We start from the raw sequence: 20,950 nt of genomic DNA, 5'->3' as shown, positions 1-20,950 counted from the left end.
TATCTTCCGAGGTACTCGATCTACTCGATCAACATTCTATAGAACTCATTCTTTAGATCTTCTTTACAGGCGACGCAGTAAATTCTTACCGTGGGTATCTGTGCCACAGGTACTCAATAGGTCGTAACGCTGAGCAAGCTGCTCCATTCGCTCCGTACGCTGTGGGCTCGGTCGCCAAATCGCTGGATTGTCGTAGGCGTAATAGGTTTCGACTCCATCAATGCCAAATCGCACCGCTTCCCGCACCAAATCTTCAGGAGAACGTCGATACCGCACCGGATGGGCCAAAACGGCAAGACCGCCCGCTTCTTGGATACCGGCAATCACGTTTTCGGCAGCATAAAGCGGATCATTGCGGTGGCGGGCATGACGTTGTAGATAGGGTTGAATGCTGGGATGATCAATATGAAAGGCATAGCCCAAAATGTGAACTTCGGTGTTCAGCAATCCAGCATTGATTTCGACCCCAGGCCACAGTCTGGGAATCGATCGCGATCTCGATTTATCACGACCAAATCGGCGGGACGGATTCCGCCATTGCCAATCTTCACACCACAACTTGGCTCGCTGATAGCCTACGATCGTGTGGTGATCGGTAATCGCAATATCTTGCAGGTTCAAATCAACTGCTTGCTGCATCAAGGCTTCTGGTTCCAGCTGTCCGTCTGAACAAACGGTATGCATGTGGAAGTTGTAGACCCGAGGGCAACTTTCCGCATTGACGGTCCGAAACAACTGCTCTAGCTTGACAGCACCCTGCGCTTTAGGTCTGGGAAAAGCAGAAGCCTGAGCGAGGTTGCCTACCATAATCGCTCCAAAACAAAAACACTTATCCTTCTTAATATATCTAATTTGGATTTGACTCTGCGGATAGATTCGTGCTGTCCTATCGTTTTGACATCATATGATGACCTGCAGCCCAAGATTCTTAACGCAGATTTAATATTTTAAGATTTGTTGCGCTGCTTGATTGGAAGCGCGTCTGTATCGCTTTGCAGGATTGAGTCCCACAGACATGTATCTATTGATGGGCTGAGACTCGACAACGTAATCCAGCCGTTACAAGCTACGATTTAGAACACAATGCTCGTAACGTGGATCTGCGATCGCATATCAGCATGACTCAATCGACCCAAACCAAAAAACTATTCAAAATCTTGGTGGGTGCGGCCTGGATTGATGGTCGCATTCAGCCTGAAGAGCGACAGTATCTCCAGCGAATTGCCGCAGAACAAGGACTAACCGACGATCCAGACATTCGCCCATTGCTGTATGAATTGGTCACTGTTAAACCCGAGGAATGCTATGGCTGGGTGCGAGAATACCTAGGCGATCATCCCAGTTCTCAGGCTTGTCAGCAGCTGATTGAAGCGACCAGTGCTTTAGTTTACAGCGATGGCGAAATGGCTGTGGAAGAAGCCAAGCTGCTCAGCCGTATTCAAAATCTCGATCCAAGTAGCAGTACTCCACCCACCGCCCATGAATCGGTGCTGAAAGCTGTTCGTAAGCTTTATCAGCGCTGGTTGGGTACGCAATAGTTAGCAGTTGAATTGTCTTAAGACCTATAGGGCTTACGCAACTGAATGATTTTTGAGGTGCTCCGCGCCCCAAAAATCATTCAAGATCTAAGTTTTCGTTCGCTGTGCGTAAGTCCTAACCTAGAACGGCCAGCTTGCCGCTGTGGTGCGACGGCAGGCTGGCTATTTTTATTAAACTAGCGGAGAAAATCGAGCAGTTCTCGGTTCACCGTTTTGGGGACTTCTTGCTGAATCCAGTGTCCGCAATAGGGTACAAGCTTCAGCTGCAGCGGTGCGGCCACAAACTTCTCCACTCCCTGAAGCAGCGTTTTGCTTAACAGCGGATCTTCCTCGCCCCACAGCACTAACGTTGGGCTTTGAATACGAGCAGGAGTGCGGTTCCAGTGCTTGAGCCAGTCTGGAATCGAGAGAAACTGGCGATAGTACCGCATGGCAGCAGCGAGTGCGCCGGGTTTTTCCAGTGCCGCTTGGTAGAGTTCTGTGTCTTGAGTAGTAAATGCGCCTTTGCGAACCGCCTGATCTTGAAACAGCGATCGCACAATTTGACCCAAATTCTGACGGATCAGCCATTCCGGTAGCCCTGGCATTTGCATCGCTAGCAGATACCAACTGCGACGGAGCTGATCGAGATTGCTAATTAGTTCCTGCCGGAACCGATGTGGATGGGGTGCGCCTAATATGGCTAGCCGATCAATCACCGCTGGAAACTGTTGGGCCAAATGCCATGCGATCGCACCACCCCAGTCATGACCAACGATATGTGCTTTTTGATAGCCCAGCGCCTCAATCAAACCACGAATATCTTGGCTCAGGGTGTCTAAGTCATACCCATCACTGGGTTTATCAGAGTCGTTGTAACCCCGCAAATCGGGAATGACAACCTTAAAGTGAGGAGAAAGTGCAGGTAGTTGATGCCGCCACGAATACCAAAACTCCAGAAATCCGTGTAGAAGAACAACGAGTTCTCCTTCTCCCTGGGTAACACAGTGGAGGCGAATTTGATTGGTATCGACAAAGTGGTGCTGCCACGTGGTGTTAACAGCAGTCATATAGTCAGTTAACTCCTACTCAAGGTTCGATCGGTACGGTCAAAAGCGCTTGCCGTCTTCTTAGTCTGCCCACCTTTTCTCCAGGAAACATCGACAGTCTAAGTGGCTATATGATCTCTTCAAGTTCAGTCGGCGTTTTTACGAGTTCGAAAAAGCACGACGATTTTAGCTGGCTCCGTGATCAACCCCAATTCAGCGACAACCAAGTTGTGTAGTTATAACCAAATGGAGAACTGGGATTGCTGCCAAGTTTAGCGCTTTTGCTATCGTCTCATACGACTGTATCCTCTCATACCAACAGACCCGGTCGCCAGAGTTCAGCCCGACAAATATGGGAACAGTATTTGCCAATCAAATTGCGGTACTTGGGGCGCGGCTGCTTGTTCGCAACATCGAACTTGGCAACTGCGATCGCAATGTACATTGCATCTTCCACCGGAACACCGAGCCTAACCAGTCGCCGCCAATACACGGCTGCGAGTTTCCGGGCAATCAGCAAACTCAGATTCATCGATTGCTCTTCTTTGGTTAGAGTCAGCAAATCAACCGTGGCACTGGACGAATGGTGAGTAGTCATGGCGGATTCCAATAAGCAGTACATCAACACTTATTAGAATGCCAGGAAAACCCAAACTAGCTTGTGACGGTGAAGCGCTTGAATTTGTGAGATTCCAGCCATTTTAGGCTGACGGATATCAGGGAAAACCCTGATAGGCATCAAGCGCCATTTTGACCTACATCAAATGCTTAGATGATTTGAATCACAATTTGAATATCAAGCTAAGCGTCAACTGATGCATCTTGCTGGCGTTGCCACCACTGCCATCCCCAAATTGCCAACAGATTTCCGGCGGCCAATAGACAAATCCAGGCCAAAACATAGCAAACAAAGAGATAGCGCCAGTGTGGAAAGGAATCGGGAATAATTAAGCCAACTGGATATACAACGCTGAATGCTGATGGAACAAGGAATTCTGGCTTGCGGGTCAAAGCACCAACTATCAAAAATACTACTGATAGCGCCAGAAAAATATAGTGCCGAAACAGCAGCGACAGGAATGGATGCTTCAGCATCTTGTCCAGCATCGCAACATAGGCTGCTTTCACACGGGGTAATTGGCTATTGAATTGAATATTAAGCCGCTCCCTTGGCTTATCCGGTCCCGGCTCAATCAACCCCCAGGTATTGTATGTAATCTTAGACTTCTGCAGCGTGTAGGAAAAATTACAGGCTTTATGTTTAAGGTAAGCAACTGGATGCTTTGCGGCAGCGCTCAGTACTTTGCCGAGGACGAAATCATTATTTTCAAATAAAACTGCCTGTTTCGTCCGTCCCTGAAAGCTGTTCTTTTTAAAGTATCCAATTGTTAATATTGAATCAAAACAATTATATTTAGTTAGCAACACATCAAATGTGCCCTCACCAAATTTCTCGTCAATAGATTGCTTTTCCGCGATCAAATATGCTGAATCGGCTTGATTACTTGCCCTGCTCAAAACACCCGCATACTGGCTTAGAAAAACATAACCTGTAGGAGACTGCCCCGAGACGTTGGGACTTAGTGAAACTAACACAGCTGGAATAACGGATAATAATAATATCGATAAAATAATTGCTCCACGTCTACCTATTGAAGATAGGCTCCTATCCGATTTCGATGACCAATATAGATAAATAGCGATTGGAATAGCAACTAAAAAAATAGCCTCACGCCTAAAGCAAATTGCAATAGATAAAAAACAAATGGATAATAAAAAGAAGCGTCTTCTTTGCTGTCGACAAAACTGTACTAGATAGTTCGCTGACAGCAAAACAAATATTGTCATCCAACTATTGGAAACCGTAGCGTTGGAATATAACCATATCGGTGGAACAAAGACGAATAAGCTAGCATTAATCAGAAAGAAGCGAGACTTACCAACGATCTGCCAGAGTAAATATAAAGATGATGCCCAAAATAAGAAACCTTGGATAAAGGTAAATAAGCTGGGATCTTTTGACCAATACTGAGTGGCATGCATCACCATAGCTAAGATAGGCGGCCACCATGCATCATACTCATTTTGCAGCCCTTGTACCCAGTGATTAACTGAGTCAAAAGATAGGACTCCCGGATAAAATAGCAGCGTCCAAAAGCTACTCAGAGTAATCGATAAAGTCAAGATATAGGTTGCTACACCAAATCGTCCGTTACTTTTGCGTTGCCAAATATGAATGACGCTAATAAACAAAAATGTCATCAGCCCCCAGCTTAAACCAGTAGTAACAAGCGCTCGACTAAGCCGATTCCAAACAGATATCGGTAACTGGAAGTCTTGTCCCTGCTTTTGAATCTGCTTGCCTGCAACTTGTGCTAGGGGAATTCTCAAATTTGTACCATTTTCTCCAACAATTTGTAAACGTTGCCAGGGCGTTCTGACAACTGAAAATTTATATTTTGATAGCGTTTGATTGGGAAGCAAATTTTGACGAACTTCAATTCGTTCAAAAGCATCTGGATGGCGTTCTGGATGATCCCAATATACTCTTACATATTCTTCTTGAGGAGCCGCCATTTTTATTTGAACGGGCAGATCTCGTACCGTAAAAATTCGATGCCAAGTTGGGAAAAGTGCGATCGCAATTAGCAATGCAATCAAACTTGATAAACCGACGGTACGGCTAGAGGCTTGAAAGAAAGAGAGTACCTTAGCCCAAACAATCCATAACCATTTTCCTAGAGGCTTCATACGTCTGACTTCAGCTTTTAAAACGTTGGGTGTCCAGAATGCTCAAACTTGTATACAGAATTAATCCGGTAATTGTAACGCTGCCTAGCAGAAAAAGTTGAACCGCAGTTGCTGCGGCAATTCCCAAGGCTGAACCGTAACTAAACAACTGTAATCCTACAGCATACGCGTATTGGTACGTGCCAACGAATCCGGGCGCAGACGGAATCAGCGTACTCAAGCTAGTAATCCCGACAATGGGCAACATTTGTAGTCCGTTCAGCGATACGCCCACAGCTTGTAAAACCAGCCAGATTGCCGTTCCTTCTAGTAACCAGATGATGAGAGAGAGTCCAATAACCTTCAGTGCCCCCTGTCCACGCATAATTCCCAGGCCAGCCCGAAAGCTCTGCCAACGATTTGAGATCGCAGGTACAGCCTGAATTTGCGCCGCCAAAAAACCGCGATTAATGAGCCACAACAATCCAAAAATTCCGAGAAACATCAAAGCACTCAGAATAGTTAAGCGCTCTAATATAGGATGTCCAGGAATAAATAAGCTGCCTAGGACGAGGCACAAAACCAGTACCAGACCATCTAGTACACGTTCCACAAAAATAGATGCAATCACCGCTGAGCGAGACAAACGATGTCGCCGCCCAGCAAAATCAGCCCGAAATAGCTCCCCTAACCGAGCGGGCAGCAGATTATTGGCGGCATAACCAACAATTAAACCCAGACTGACGGAACGAAAGGAAAGCGGTTTTATCTCCCACAACAAAATTCGCCACCGCGCCACTCTGAAACCTAAATCAATCCAATAGGCCAATAAAGCCAACCCGAGATGACCAGGATTAGCTTCTATCAAAATCGTTTGTACCTGATCTAGACTCGTTTGCCGCAGTGAAAGCCACAGAAAAACGGCTCCAATCGCTAAGCCTATTAGCCCACGAACTGCAGCACGCCAACGGTTTGATTTCATAAAAAGCCCAAAATCATAGAGTGCTGGTTCAACAAGTCCGTCATCTCAATTCAGTAATATCGACAACTACTCAGCAGCCACGTGATCTATATCAACCGCGTAAAACACTAGGTTTGAAACCAAGCCCAGCAGGCGAAAGTGGCCTGTGTAGATCTTAAAGTTTGGCGGGAAGCAGGCAAGCAGCTCCTTCTCTGTCAGTAGATTCAAATTCTTTTCTTGAGCATAGAAATCACGCCCCAACCATCTTAAGATGCGGCGAAACCAAGTTGGAGGTAACCAGTGAACTAACGGCAGTACCGTATGTACTTCAACAGGGTACCAGCGATTCGGCGTGGTGATAAAGCAGGCACGGCTAACTCGACATAGCTCCTGCACAAACTTGGCTTGATTGGCACGGCTACCGACATGCTCAATCACTGCGAAACTGGTCGCTAAATCAAATGTTTTGTCTGCAAAGGGCAGTTCAAGACCATCCGCTTGTACATACTTAAGCCCAGGGTATTCTTGCTCTAAAAAATAGGCATCTTCTAGGCCAACAGCTGTCACCCGATCCGAGTAAGGATAAAGTTGCTCGAAGAAATTGGAGTCCTTACGCCGATCTGAAGTCACACCAACATCGACAACAGTAGACTCAGCTGTCAGCTTGGCAAACCTCATGAGAGTCCGATACATGCGCTTGCGTGCGTACCAAACCAAACGGCTCACGAGATTGACCGGATCAGGCTGGTTTTGGTAAAACTCGCTTGGAGACTTTTTCACATTTTTTAGACCAGACACGTTCTCATCCTCCTCCCGTTCAAAAACATCACTAAGCACTCATTGTTAACGGCTAATGTTCACAGTTTTTGAATTCTGAACATTAGTTTTGAGAATCGATAGACATCGCCGAAATAAAGATCGACGAGAAAACAGTGCCGAGTCCAATAATGATCAACGTTGCCGCAAACGAAGCCCATTCTGGATGAGCAAGCGGCGTCAAGTTCGAATTTAACCAACCTACAACCAGCCAAACCAAGATGGCGCTACCAGCTAATACCGTGACCCCTCCAGCTAGCAAGCCCGTTTCTAGGTTGAAAATTCGATAGAACTTTTGCAGTGCAGAATTTCTCTTTTCGAATCGACGGCTCCACGAATAGGTCTTGGCATGTAAGCCCAAGCTGAAAACTTCAAAACCTACAACGCTGAAGATCGTCGCGAAGATGCCCGTTACCACGCCTAATGGACGACCGTCGTACTGCACAGCGCCTGTCAGAGTAATGAAGTGCAGGATTAACCCAATTAGAAAGAATAGCGTTCCTGGCCACAGAAATACCTTGTTGGGGCAGTACAGCAGCATCATCCGCAAGCTGCGCCAACCATCCCGGAACGTTCTCAATTTCGACTCGCCAATTCGAGGCGCAAGATGGATGGGAATTTCGGTGATCTTGAGATTGGCTAAACCCGCATTGATAGCTAGTTCCAAGTTGAACTCCATACCGGGGCTAACGGGCGCGATCCGTTGGTATGCTTCGTTGCTAAACCCACGGAAGCCGCAGTAGACATCGGTGTACTTTGTCCCGAATAGGAAGTTGAGCATTCCGGTGATCGCTGGATTGCCTAGGAATCGGTGCAGCAGCGTAATGTTTTTTCCACCTGCGGTTAAGTAGCGGCTACCCGTAACGAAGTCGTAGCCTTTGTACATTAGTAAATCTAGGAATTTGGGGATGAGCGTAAAGTCGTAAGTATCGTCTGCATCTCCCATGATGATGTATCGACCTTTGGCGCTGCCTAGACCTTTAATGTAGGCGTTACCGTATCCACGGAGCGGCTGGTGCACCACTCGAACGCCCATGCTCTTTGCGATTTCAACAGAGCGATCGGTTGAGCCGTTGTCACAAACAACAATCTCACCGGGAATATTAGCCTGTGCCAGTGTGGTTTGGATTTTCTGGATACAGATGCCAATGGCTTGCTCTTCGTTTAGGCATGGCATAACAACCGACACAAGCGGTTCAGATGTATCGGTATTAACCTGTTCTGTTTGATTTGCCAACATAAGAATGAGCTACTCCACACCAATTACAAAAGGCTACTGCACCACCATCTCCAGCAGTTCAAGACGAATATCCGGCTATTTACTAAAGGATCGTAAATAAATTGTGAATCCTTCGAGAGAAATGTAGGCAGTTGAGTGTCTTTGAGAAGATAGCATAATGCGAGGCCCTATCAACGGTCAATGTTGCAAATGACCTGTATCATGAATTTCGCCTGTTCACATTCCTATACCGGAAATACGTTTGTCGAATTTTTTCGGCTGTTGCTCTAAAGGTTAGAGCGGCAGAGGTGGATTTTTGATATTGACTGAGATAGAACCTTGAGCGTTCCCAATCAGCTAATGTTTGCTGCATGAATTTAGATTCGTTCCGGCGATTAGCACGAATTTCTAAAGCTGATTGATAGAGTTCACAATCTGGTTCTAACGCTTTGACTAGCCGAGATACCAAACAATGATCGGACAGTATTTCATTGACGTACTGCAGATAGCGAGAGTTTGGATTTTTATTGGGTGTTAGCTGACTAAAATGTTGTACTACTTTCTGAGGCCAACTCAGAGCTTTGCCCAACTCCAGCAGATCCTCCTCGAAAAATTCTTGTATGCCAACAAAGTAATAGGATTTTAGTGATGATTCTCCTATAAAGTTGAACATCATTTGGTTTTTCATCTTTGGATGTTCTGCTAATTCTAACAAGCTGAGATTGTTATTTTGGGCATATTTTCGTAATGGTGCCGCATCCTCGTCATAGGGCAAGCTCATCCAAAAATAGTAGAAGGAAATAAATCGAAATATTGGATGCCTCAACCAGGTGATTCGCTTTGCTGATGGGAAATAATCGTCATACCATTGAGCACAAAAATGGCCGTGAATTACCTGAATATCGTCGGTTATTGCATCGATTCTTGGATGCGTGTGTGGAGCCTGGCCTGAATAGTCTCGAAATATTTTTTCTTCGCCATAAACGCTCTTTAAGACTTCAAAAAACAAGGTTCCAGCTGTTTTGGGTGTGTGAATTGAAATAAGGTCAACCAAACTGATCTCCGTGCTTATTGAAAGGCATCAAAATGCTGAGTGTAGGCATATAGGTTTGTATTGTAATAAGGATCAGTACCAAATTGGGCAAAATACTGGCTCCAACGCTGATTAAAGTGCTCTAGTTCGCCAGGATTTAAACCTTTATCACGAGTGGCGGATTCGTAGTGGAACAGCTGCGCATGGGGAGTCAATGTGTTGCGATATCCTGCTTGATGAAATTTGAGGCAAAGGTCTACATCGTTGTAGTTGAGTGGAAATGACTCATCAAATCCACCAACAGCCTCAAAAACATTCCGACGAACCATGAGACAGGCAGCAGTAACAGCAATGTAGTTTCTGGTCACCCAATTGGAATAAAAGTAGCCTGGATCTGCGGCGGGAACTCCGGCAAAAGCGTGGCTCGGATTACCCGCAGGAATAATTACACCTGCGTGCTGAATGGTTTGATTGGGATAAAACAACTTAGCACCAACGGCAGCAATTTCCGGCTGTTGAGCAAGTTCGAGCATGAGCTCCAGCCAGTTAGGGGTCAAAACTTCGACATCGTCGTTGAGCATCAGCAAGACATCACCCGCTGCTGCGGCAATGCCTTGATTCATCCGCTGCGAAAAATTGAACGGTTCACGACAGCGAACTAGTTTGAGGTTATCGGCTGCGATCGCACCTAACTTCTCTAATATCTCATCCGCCACATCATGCCCATCTACCAGCACAATCTCAAAGTTGCGGTAGGTGCTACGCTCTTGCACGCTGCGAATGCACTGCTCGACTAGGCAGATTGGGCCAGTGGGTGTTTTTAGAGTTTTAGCTGCGCTCGGAATGATCAGGCTAATCAGCGGCTGTTCGGTCAACTGTCGCCGCACCTGAAAAAGGCCGGGAGTAGCCATTGGCTCGGCCCAGCCAGGGGAAGCGCTTCGTTGCAAGTAGGCAGTTAACGCAGCTTGAGCCTCGGTGGGATGGGACTGAACCCATGTGGCTGGATGCCAGGAGTCTGACTGTTGCCAGCGATGATAAAGCACTTTCGGCACATGATAAATCTGCTGAGTATGCTCCACGACGCTCAGCATGAGTTGATAAGGGTTGAGAGGTGTGGTGAGAGAAAGTGCGGAGGTGCGATCGCAGTTCTCCGCTTCTAACTGCCAATCAGCAATCTCACGCAAGCAGCTGACGCGATACACGCTGAGATTGCCGACATAGGGAAACTCGTGAAAATAGTCTGGTGACCAGTCCGGTTTGAAGAACGGAGCAGAGCGTTTCCCAGTTTGAGTTAAAACATCTTCATCACTATAAATCCAGTCGGCTTCAGGCTGCTGGTTAATCAGCGCTAGAACTTCAAACAAAGCAGGTGCTGCTAGCCGATCGCCAGCCGAGATCATCAGCACATATTCACACTGCGCTTTGTCTGCCTGGGTGAGGATGTGCTCCAGCGTTAGGGGATCTGACGAATCTGAGGACTGGATCATATGAAGTGACCAGTCTGGATACAGTTGCGATCTCACCGATTCAATTGTTTGCTGCAAGGGCTCGTCGGTTGAGTACGCCGGATGCACCAAGATTAGAAATCGAGGACGATACTGGAACTGCTGTATTGTTTGCCCAGCCTGCCGATACCGTCGCCAGTCAACCAGATTCTTCCACTGAATCCAAACTTGATAATTTGCCCTGCGAATTAGATGTCGCTTGAAGTATTGAAGGAGAAAAATCGTGCTTCCCCAGAGACCTTGCGACTGATAAAGCTGCCAGAGTTGACGACGTCGCTGGCGAATTTTCAGCATGACTATACATTGCAACCGGAATTGAATAGATAAAACTAAATAATAAGTGGCTGCATATAAATAAATGCTTAATCTATAGCGGTAGCCATATTGGTTAGGACATTGTTGTGACGTGGCGATACCGTGCCACAACAATTCCGTGTCCTAATTTAGCTGGCTACCGCTCTAAAAGCCGGGGGCGCTCCCCCCCGTTAAATGCGTTTATCTATGCCAACCTACTTATATAGCAGTTTATAGCTAACAATGACACAGGATTTCGTTGCACATCAAGAGATAAAACGCACTATTTTTTCGAGAAAAATGCATCGATAAACAGTTTTAATTCAATCAAAAACCGCATCCCGATTCTATTGAGATGCGGCTAATTTTGCTTTATTGATATAGCTGAGATACAAACACTTTGCTTTGAATTGAGCTTGTACTAAGACGCTAACGCAATTTCTAGCACTTGCTGTAACTCACCCTTCTGATAGAGCTCAATCAAGATATCGGAACCACCAATAAATTCCCCATTAATATAAACTTGAGGAATGGTGGGCCAAGCAGAATATTCTTTAATACCCTGGCGAATTTCGTAATCTTCTAATACGTCAATTGTTTCATAAGGGACACCCATCATGTTCAGTATTTGAACAACATTATTGGAGAATCCACACTGAGGCATCAGCTTGGTGCCTTTCATGAACACCAAAATCTTATTATCTTGAACCAGCTGATCGATACGTGCTTTGAGTTCTGGAGTCATAGTTATTTCGCGGTGCTCTGAATGTATTGAGTACGATACGTCAATCTTAGCGAATCGCCAATGGCATCTACTAAATTACGGGCAAATGAAAAACACGATGACAGACGAAGCCTGCCGTAGTATTTAGCTAGCGCTCGCCCAAGTTTCTGGAGTATAGGTTTTCAGTGATAGGGCATGAATCGCTTCTGAAGACATTGCTTGCTGCACCGCCCGATACACCATTTGATGCTGCTGGATCAGACTTTTGCCCTCAAATGCCGATGAAACGACGGTGACTTGATAGTGATCGCCGCCACCTGTAAGATCCATGACTTGAATTTCGGCATCGGGTAAACCGGCCTTGATCATCGATTCGACCTGCGCTGGACTAACCATCGTTTTTCCCTCCAGATACAACCTTCATCCTAGCTTTTTCTCTAATCTCATCAAGAACTGATAGCAGGTTATCAGCATCTCACTCAACTCTTTATAATTCTTGCACTTTAGGCTGGCTTTGTTGCATAAATCTGAATGTGGAAAAGTAATTGACTTAGCTCTTCAAAACTGATTTGGGATAAGGAATCCGCTGGTGATTGTACTGCTGCCACACTTTGACAAAGATGCTAGCGATGGTAGTCATGTCATCACGGCTCAGGCCGGAATCAACAAGCTGATCATCTTTCCAGCGGGCACGTAGAATACGATTGACCATCGACAAGGCTTCTTCAGGGCTGGCATCTTTTAGCGATCGCAATGCTGCCTCACAAGAATCAGCCAGCATGACGATGCCTGTTTCGCGGGATTGAGGAATCGGCCCGTCGTAGCGGAAGACCTGTTCATTCACAATAATGGTGGAATCAGCTTCAGCCTGCTGTTGGGCTTGGTGATAAAAGTAAGTGATCAACATTGTGCCCTGATGCTCAGGAATAAAAGCGCGTACGGCTTTGGGCAGACGGCATTTCTTTGCCATCACGATGCCTTCGGTGACGTGTTTTTTGATAATGCCAGCGCTTTTCCAAGGGTCATTAATTTCGTCGTGCTTGTTAGGGCCGCCCATTTGATTCTCAATAAAGCCCAGCGGATCGTGCATTTTGCCGATGTCGTGGTAGAGTGTGCCCGCCCGCACCAGTTCCACATTGCAGTTCAACGCTCGCGCTGCCGCTTCAGCTAAAGAGGCGACAAACATCGTGTGCTGAAACGTGCCCGGAGCCTCAGAGGCCAATCGCTTTAATAGGGGACGATTGGGATTCGATAGTTCAGCCAAACGAATCGCGGTGACGAGGTCAAACACATGTTCCAGGTATGGACTAATGCCCAGGGCAACGACACTCCAGGCCAGACCAATGAAGCCATGCCAAGCGGAATTGGCAATCAGCAAATACCAAATGGGACTGCTGCCGCCAGTGAAAATCAGCGTCAGCAGCAGATAAACAACCGCTTGGGTCAAGCCTACGGCTCCACCCAACAGCGCCAGTTCTTCTCGCGATCGCAACCGCCCCGCCATTATGCCGCCCACAATGCCACCTGCTGCCGCTGCAATGAAGGGCACCATGCTCAGTTCGAGACCAATCGGCAGCAGCACCGCCAGCAGGCCAACCACAGTAATGCTCAAGATTGACCCATAGAAGCTACCCGTTAGGAGTCCCACAGCGGGTAAAGTCACAATTGAGCTATTGACGACTGCTACAACGGGTGTGCTGAGCGCTAAGAGAAAGAGCAGAATGTGGTCGCGGCGACGTAAGCCTGAATAAAATGCTTGCTCAACCCAAAGAAAGAGCGTTACTGAACCTGCGATCGCAATGCCAAAGCCAACAAAGCCAATCCAGTTTACTCCCCGACGACTGAGGCCAAAGTAGTCCAAAACAACAAATGTTTCCTGGGTGATTTCCTCACCCACGGCCACGATGGTGCCCCCCTCCTGCACTGTGTACTGAACCGGATCAACCGCTTGCGCCGCCCGTTGCGCCGCCATCCGCGTCTGCTCTGAATCTTCAATTAAATTCGGCTTCAGTGTTCTCAAAATCAGCCCTGACGCAAAGGACTGTGCTTTCTCAGGAATCGTCGCTTCAACCTGAAGTGCAACAGCCTTCTGCAAAATGGAGTCTGGGGTACCATAGGCGATGCCTTGGGCCAGCATTCGCTGCATGGTTTCGCGAATAGCCGTCCGAACCAACTGCCACTCTGAAGTCGATAGATTCAGTAGCGTTGAGCTGTAGATGGAAGTTGGAACGTCCGAATCAAGTTTTTTCAGCCGCTCAACCACCTCAGCATACTGGCGACGAGCCTGCGTAATGGCATCATCCACAACTTGTATATCCGCTGCAGACGAGCGGCGATAGTAGCTGCTGAGTTCTCGTAGCGCCTGTTGCGATGCGGCTGAAGCCGAAGGAGATTCAATGTTGCCGCTGCCGTCATCAATCACCGCAGGATCTTCTCTATTGGCCTGCCGCAAGGCCGCAGCCCGCAACCGACGCCAGTCCCATTCTTCTATTTGGCGCAAATACTCTTGCGTTTCAGTCGAAAGGATGGCGGTCGAGATAAAAGGTAGCGTTCCAGCATCCTGACGCAGCTGAGTCCCTTCATTCAGCAATCGCTGTAGCTGATCCAAAATGGTTTGGTTCGTCGCTTGATCGATCATTAGAATCTTGAGCGATCCATTTTCGGCAGCTCGACGCTTTTCTGCGGTGGCTGCTTCATCTGTCACGGTGGCGCTACTGGGAGCCACAAAAGTTTGAGGCGCAGTTGTGCCAATGGCCAGCTTCGGTTCGTTATAGAAGCGCTGGCCAATGGCCGCAGTCAAAACCACCACGGCTACTGTCGCCATCGCCCACGTCGATGTGGATGATTGACGTGAGTGGGGTGTCGATTTTTTAGGAAAATTTTGGTTGGGTGAGGGAGGCTGTTTACCCCGATAGTGAGCTGTAGACTGGTTCGAATCCAGCAGCAGCGTTCGCCCATGTCGCTGGAGCCGTTCCCATGAATCACGCAGCTTGCCAGCACCCAAGAATCGAGGAGACTGATGGCTAGCTTGCTGCCGCCACTGGTTGACCTGCTTCGTAAATAATTGGTGTTTTTTCATCACCCTATCAGTGCTCAATCGACGAGCAGAGTCATCATCAGATACAAGTTGCGAGCGGTTTGGATATCGTGGCATATTTCAGCAGAGCGTGTTCTAAAAGATGCTTTAGATGAACACAGTACTGACGCAGAATATGACTTGTTAAACTGTGATGCTTCTGGCTACCTGCCTTTCTGCCGCTGAGCGATAGATGGATAACTGATGATTTGCGCCTTGATCTGCGCAGTGTTACAAAACACCCTTACATATTATATCGAAGTAGTTTATATGACGTTAGTAGACCGACATAAATAAACTCAACCCAAGTCATGCTATTGAGATATTGATCGTGAGGACAACCTGCTCCAAGTCGGGGAGTGCCTAACTTGGAGATGCAGAATTTAGGTTGTTGCATAGGGTCTGTCCCTACTTACGAGAACTGGTCTTTTTGGAGGATTTAGAGGAACGGGACGATTTAGAGGTCGATTTTGTGGGATTAGGTTCAACCGTTGGCACTGTGAAGTGGAACTGGCTGCCCTGATCGCGACCAGGAGATTCCGCCCAAATCTCGCCGCCGAGTCCTGTAACAATTTGACGACAGATGGCTAGTCCTAAACCTGTACCCCCCGCGCTGCGCCGTAATGCCCCCTCTTCTTGATAGAAGCGATCGAATACAAACTCTAGTCGTTGGGGTTCAATTCCCCGCCCCGTGTCCGCCACGGTGATTTCCAGCATTTTGCCACCATTGGGCTCTGCCTTGATCCTGATGACGCCGTCTGAGCTAGTGAATTTGCAGGCGTTATCAAGTAGTTTCGTCAGCACTTCCACTAGCCATTCCCCATCGGCTCGAATCAGCGGTAGTTTGTTGGGTACATCCACTTCCAGCTTGGGAATCTCATCTCTGGACGTACGTGCCCGTACGCTGCTCAGCGCCAGATCAATACATTCTTGTACCGACAGCGGCTCTAAGTGCCACTCGATTCGACCGCTCTCCAGTTGAGAGAGGGTCAAAAAGTCTTGCACTAGCTTGCGCATGCGTTCCGCATCAGACAGGGCCGAGTTAAGCATCACCTGCTGTAACTCGGGTGACATGTCGGGTTCTGTGGCCAAACTTTCCAGACACACCTGAATGGTTGATAGCGGTGTCCGCAGCTCATGGCCTGTAATCGCAATCAGATTACTGCGGGTGCGATCCAGCGCTTCGAGCTGCTGATTCAAATCCTCCAAATTGGCATAGGATTCTGCCTGAATCAGGGCAACCCCTAGTTGAGTTGCGATCGCATTGACCAGCGTCACTTCATCTTTTGTCCAGGAATATGGAGCAGGCCGACAGTGGTGCAGCTCAATGGCTCCTAAAACACGCCCTTTATACAAAATTGGCACAATTAACCAGGATCGAATTTGCCACTGCTCAATCAGATCCTGAACCGCTGTTAAATCAACATCCAAATCAGCTTGGGACTGGGCTGTATCACTGATTGATAAAGATTCATGATGATTCATCACATACTGAAACAGCGGATTCTCCTCTAAGGGCCACACCTGCTCCTTCAAAGAGAGCACATCCCGTCCCAAATGTTCATGCTGAATTTGGGTATCCGTCGTGCCAGCTTTATGGCGATATAAAATACAGCGGCAAACATCTAGCGCCTGCCCCATTTCCGTCACCGCAATTCGAAAAATTTCGTCTGGATCAAGAGACCGACGAATCGCAGCGGTAATTGAGTTAATCAACCGCTCCCGCTGTTCCTGGGCAGCAATCGAACGGTAAGCCTTGAGCAGCTTATACTGACCCGCCTGCAGATACGTCACCAATCGCTGAGCAAACGGATCGGGATCAACATCGCGCAGTTGGGGTTCCGAGGTGAGATAGAGCTGACGTGCGATCGCAATTTTGTCTTTTAATTCCGGTCGATACGTTTGGATGCGCGCCAGTAAAATATCCGCCGCGTCATAACTTGTTGCCGGATCAGACGTCCATACTCCATCAAAGCGTCGCACCTGATCCATTGCCAGTGGTGACGACTTCGAGGTTTCTAACTCCGGGGATGAATCCTGTCCACCATAATGCTCCCGGCAAATCAAACAGGCCGTATACTGCTGTCCCACCACCACGAGATGCCACTCTTGAGACAGCATATCTTCAGGTTCAAACGCAATGGTTTCGTATTCGTCTGAGCGATTCGTAAATTCTGTCTCAGGCGCAGCCAGCACATAAACCTGATTGGTAACGCTGGCAATTCGTTCATAGCGATGAGCTTCTTGACGATAAAATCGCTCGCGCTGAAAGCTGGCAATAATCAGAGGTTGCTCAGACGTGCTGGCCAACACCTGGTCTTCCATCGCGTGAGACAAAGCCGTGAGTGACGACTTGAAATACATTTGAGGGCGCAGTTCAGGCCGCCTTTGCAGCAAGGCTTCCAAAACGGAAGTTGAAATCCTCATGGATAGTCTCGATGAATCGACTGGCTTAAATTGACTCGCATCTTACACTTCACATCTCGCAAAATAGCGAATCTACGTTTCGACGTAGCAAAGGCAAGATTCGAATGCAGGGATAGGGATAGAGCGGCAGCTCTATGATGATCGCGAAAAATCGCGTGACCAAGGGAACCTCTGAAATCATAGAGGGATATCAATCACTGTACCTCTCCTCTAGGGATCATTCGGGATCAAGCTGGAATCAAATTGATCCCATTGGCGAAACCCCTCTTTAAGTGTTCAGAAACAGCAGGCGGAACGTACCTTTCACAGAAGCGATTCAACAGCTTTCCAACGAAATTGCTAGATGACGTTGCCTGACAATCTTCCCTGTTCTCTATTTTGGGCCAAAATGGCACGATTGTAGATGATGACAGTGATTGATTAGTCAGAAATTAAAGTTTAACGGCAAAGTTGACCGAGGCAGAGGATAGTCTTGATACAGTAATGAAACCAGGGATGTTTTGGGTCAACCCACCCATCAAATCATCAACGACAGGTAACTGAAATGATACAGCCTGCCTCGTCCGCTACAGACGACCAATCCCGATCAGCCTACGTATCTGGTTTATCCGAATCTGATCTATCTTCAACATCTCCCCCGAATGGCAAACAATCCTCTGCCGGGGATACTCGTAATCGATTACTGTCGATTGGCTGGACGCTGCCCGTGCTGGTGATTGTGCCCCTTGTCTGTGGTATTGGACTGACGGGTTTCTTGGCCTTTCGCAACGGTCAACGGGCGGTCAGTGATCTAGCGCAGCAGCTCCAGCGTTCTACCAAAAGCAATATTGAATCGCGGCTGACCAATTATCTACAACTTCCACAGCAGCTCAATCAGATTAACGGCGAAGCCCTGCAGTCCGAATTGATCGATGCTCAGGATTTAGATGCGTTAGGCACCTATTTTTGGCAGCAAATGCAGGCATTTGACGTGCCCTATCTCTCTTGGACATCAGCCAATGGAGATTTTGTCGGATCGGGAATGTATCGCGATGCGGCTCTGATTGAGATTGTAGATAGCGAGAATAATCCCGGAAATTTGTACTCCTACAACACCAGCGCAACGGGAGAGCGAACCACGCTGTATCAAGCAAATGGGGAAGATGGCACTGCCGCCTACGATCCAAAGGCAGAGGTATCCTATCGGGCTGCTGAGCAATCTAGACGAGCAATTTGGAGTCGGGATGAGTGGGATGATGCCCCAGAAATTCTAGTCATTTCGGCTAGTCAGCCAGTCTATACCAATGCGGGCGGTTTGATGGGTGTGCTCAGTGTAGAGTTGAAGCTCGGCGCAATTAGCGAGTATCTCAATGATCTCCAGCTACCGGCATCGACTCGCATTTTTATTGTGGACAATGATGGGTTGTTAGTTGCAAATTCAGGGAGTGCCCAGTCCTACAACCTGATGAATGGCAGGGCTGTGCCAATTTCGCCAGAGAACAGTGCAGACCCAGTGATTCAGGCAACGGCGCGTTTCTTAAACGAAGAGACGGATGTTGGTTTGCTGTCATCGAATCGAGTCCATCGTTTCACCGTAGAAGGTAAACAGCACTATGCATCAGCCTTTCCTTGGCAAGACCGGGCTGGGCTGAATTGGTGGGTCGTGACAGTTGTGCCTCGCTCTGAACTCATGCATCACGTTGATAAGACGGTTCAGCATACGCTGCTTGTCGGTGGCAGTATTACAGCAGGCGCAACTTTACTAGGGATTTTGCTGTCTCTCTGGATTGTGCGCCCTATTCGACGGCTGAATGAAGCTGCCTCTGAAATAAAGCAAGACCGCTATCAGCGCGGAGAGCTAAATGATATTGCCCAGCGTCCAGATGAGTTAGGCCTTTTAGCTGAGCTGTTTGAGGACATGGCGCTGGTGGTAACAAGTCGGCAGCAGAGCCTAGCCGATCAAGTGGCTGATTTGCAGGCCGAAATTCATGAAGCGGACTCGATTAAACACACGGATTTAGATGAACTTACTGAGGTATTACAGCGTTCTCAAACCGTGCGGCGCACAATTCAACGCCAACAGCAGCAGCCATAGCCCGGCGACAAACTTAATCAAACTTAATAACGAAGTCGGATACGGTAAAGCTTAGCAGGATCTCTTTGGATTGCCAGGTTTATGAGGTCACAGATGAGAGAGTTCTGCTGCTTCAACGGATCTTTTATTAGTCTGTTGATGAATCGGAATGCAAATCGTGAATTCGGTGCCCTGCTCAGGGGAAGACTGGCACAACAACTGTCCGCCATGCCGTTCAGTCACGATTTGGTGGCTAATAGATAGACCCAACCCAGTGCCTTTGCCAATAGATTTGGTTGTGAAAAACGTATCAAAGATTTTGGCTTGAATCGATTCAGGAATACCAGGGCCATTGTCACGAATCCGAATTACGACTATGCCCCCATCTTGCTGCGTCTGGATGCGAATGGTAGGTCGGCGCTGGCTTGAGAAACAAGACTGTTCCGCTGGCTGGTTCAGTGTCTCGTCAATTGCATCAACTGCATTGGCCAAGATATTCATAAATACCTGGTTGAGCTGACTGGCGTAGCATTCAACGACCGGGATTGCACCATATTCCTTCACGATTTCAATGTGAGAATAGACTGGATGCATGGTCTTGAGCCGATGTTGCAGAATCAGCAGTGTGCTATTGATACCTTCATGGATATCGACCGCTTTGATTTCAGCTTCGTCTAAGCGGGAAAAGTTACGAAGCGACAACACAATTTGGCGAATGCGGTCGGCACCCAGCTTCATCGACGATAGCAAACGCGGCAAGTCCGCTTGAATAAAGTCAAGATCAATTTCTTCAATGCAGTCCTGTACTGGGGTAGGCGTATTGGGAACATAGGTCTGATACTGCTGGATTAGTTCGAGCAGATCGGTGACGTAGTTTTCAGCAGGCAACAGGTTGCCGTAGATGAAATTAACGGGATTATTGATTTCATGAGCGACACCGGCCACAAGTTGACCCAGAGATGACATTTTCTCGCTCTGCACCAGGTGTAACTGCGTTTGCTGGAGTTCCTCTAGGGCGTGACTGAGTTCGGCAGTGCGATCGCACACGCGCTGTTCTAACGTCTGATTCAACTGATGTAACTGGAGATGAACATCGATGCGAGCCAGCACCTCTTCGTGCTGGATCGGCTTGGTGATGTAGTCTACCGCGCCCAACTTGAGCCCTTTTACCTTATCAACCGTATCGGACAAGGCCGTCATGAAAATTACCGGGATGTCTTTGGTGATATCCGAAGCTTTTAGACGACGGCAGGTTTCAAACCCGTCAATACCGGGCATCATCACGTCCAGCAAGATCAAATCCGGTAAATTTCCCTGGAGTCGCTTGAGGGCAATTTCACCGCTTTTTGCGATCGCAACTCGATAGTTCGACTCGTTCAACAGATCGAACAGCACCTGAATATTCGTGGGATTATCATCCACCACCAAGATGGTGCCCCGTGCAGACAGTTCCTGGGTCGGAGACGATGTTTCTAATTGATGCTCCGCTGATGTAGGTTGGATGAGATGGGATTTGTTATACATCAATCTGTCCCTCAGACATATT

16 protein-coding genes are annotated in these 20,950 nt (G+C 47.8%); 2 read left to right on the top strand and 14 right to left on the bottom strand.

What is annotated here, in order from left to right:
- Positions 1-63 precede the first annotated feature (63 nt).
- Positions 64-807, bottom strand: coding sequence for a PHP domain-containing protein (locus AC286M_RS30385; RefSeq protein WP_488207950.1), 744 nt, complete (start codon positions 805-807; stop codon positions 64-66).
- A 311-nt stretch (positions 808-1,118) separates the two neighbouring features.
- Here AC286M_RS30385 and AC286M_RS30380 point away from each other — a divergent pair, with 311 nt between their 5' ends.
- Positions 1,119-1,538, top strand: a complete 420-nt coding sequence (locus AC286M_RS30380) for a tellurite resistance TerB family protein (RefSeq protein WP_488207949.1) — start codon at positions 1,119-1,121, stop codon at positions 1,536-1,538.
- A gap of 176 nt (positions 1,539-1,714) precedes the next feature.
- Here the strand turns inward: AC286M_RS30380 and AC286M_RS30375 are convergent, their stop codons facing one another.
- From AC286M_RS30375 to AC286M_RS30320, 12 genes are all read right to left on the bottom strand, one after another.
- Complete coding sequence (locus AC286M_RS30375; RefSeq protein WP_488207948.1) at positions 1,715-2,587, bottom strand: alpha/beta fold hydrolase; 873 nt, start codon at positions 2,585-2,587, stop codon at positions 1,715-1,717.
- A 289-nt stretch (positions 2,588-2,876) separates the two neighbouring features.
- A complete protein-coding gene (locus AC286M_RS30370) occupies positions 2,877-3,164 on the bottom strand; it encodes a hypothetical protein (protein ID WP_488207947.1) in 288 nt (95 codons plus the stop codon).
- Positions 3,165-3,367: 203 nt separating this feature from the next.
- The gene (locus AC286M_RS30365; RefSeq protein WP_488207946.1) at positions 3,368-5,317 is read right to left on the bottom strand and encodes a hypothetical protein; all 1,950 of its coding nucleotides are present in this window, start codon (positions 5,315-5,317) and stop codon (positions 3,368-3,370) included.
- 10 nt (positions 5,318-5,327) lie between these two features.
- Positions 5,328-6,278, bottom strand: coding sequence for a lysylphosphatidylglycerol synthase transmembrane domain-containing protein (locus AC286M_RS30360; RefSeq protein WP_488207945.1), 951 nt, complete (start codon positions 6,276-6,278; stop codon positions 5,328-5,330).
- A 66-nt stretch (positions 6,279-6,344) separates the two neighbouring features.
- Positions 6,345-7,055 carry a class I SAM-dependent methyltransferase gene (locus tag AC286M_RS30355; protein ID WP_488207944.1) on the bottom strand — a complete coding sequence of 237 codons (711 nt, stop codon included), beginning with the start codon at positions 7,053-7,055 and terminating at the stop codon, positions 6,345-6,347.
- A gap of 82 nt (positions 7,056-7,137) precedes the next feature.
- Positions 7,138-8,313 (bottom strand): glycosyltransferase family 2 protein, encoded by a 1,176-nt coding sequence (locus tag AC286M_RS30350; RefSeq protein ID WP_488207943.1) that lies wholly within the window; start codon positions 8,311-8,313, stop codon positions 7,138-7,140.
- 199 nt (positions 8,314-8,512) lie between these two features.
- Entirely contained in the window at positions 8,513-9,346 is an 834-nt protein-coding gene (locus AC286M_RS30345; RefSeq protein ID WP_488207942.1) for a sulfotransferase family 2 domain-containing protein, read from the bottom strand.
- Positions 9,347-9,360: 14 nt separating this feature from the next.
- Positions 9,361-11,124 (bottom strand): glycosyltransferase, encoded by a 1,764-nt coding sequence (locus AC286M_RS30340; protein ID WP_488207941.1) that lies wholly within the window; start codon positions 11,122-11,124, stop codon positions 9,361-9,363.
- 421 nt (positions 11,125-11,545) lie between these two features.
- A complete protein-coding gene (grxD, locus tag AC286M_RS30335; protein ID WP_488207940.1) occupies positions 11,546-11,869 on the bottom strand; it encodes a Grx4 family monothiol glutaredoxin in 324 nt (107 codons plus the stop codon).
- Between the two features lie 123 nt (positions 11,870-11,992).
- Positions 11,993-12,244 (bottom strand): BolA family protein, encoded by a 252-nt coding sequence (locus AC286M_RS30330; RefSeq protein WP_488207939.1) that lies wholly within the window; start codon positions 12,242-12,244, stop codon positions 11,993-11,995.
- 154 nt (positions 12,245-12,398) lie between these two features.
- Entirely contained in the window at positions 12,399-14,927 is a 2,529-nt protein-coding gene (locus tag AC286M_RS30325) for an HD family phosphohydrolase (RefSeq protein ID WP_488207938.1), read from the bottom strand.
- 405 nt (positions 14,928-15,332) lie between these two features.
- Positions 15,333-17,351: a DICT sensory domain-containing protein gene (locus AC286M_RS30320; RefSeq protein ID WP_488207937.1), complete on the bottom strand. Its 2,019-nt coding sequence runs from the start codon at positions 17,349-17,351 to the stop codon at positions 15,333-15,335.
- Between the two features lie 544 nt (positions 17,352-17,895).
- Here AC286M_RS30320 and AC286M_RS30315 point away from each other — a divergent pair.
- A complete protein-coding gene (locus AC286M_RS30315; RefSeq protein ID WP_488207936.1) occupies positions 17,896-19,425 on the top strand; it encodes a PDC sensor domain-containing protein in 1,530 nt (509 codons plus the stop codon).
- 87 nt (positions 19,426-19,512) lie between these two features.
- Here AC286M_RS30315 and AC286M_RS30310 read toward each other — a convergent pair whose 3' ends face one another.
- Complete coding sequence (locus AC286M_RS30310) at positions 19,513-20,928, bottom strand: sensor histidine kinase (RefSeq protein WP_488207935.1); 1,416 nt, start codon at positions 20,926-20,928, stop codon at positions 19,513-19,515.
- Positions 20,929-20,950: the final 22 nt, after the last annotated feature.

The organism is Thainema salinarum CENA647, assembly GCF_057732415.1.
The sequence above is the reverse complement of the archived record's forward strand: the minus strand, read 5'-3'. Positions and strand labels throughout refer to the sequence as shown.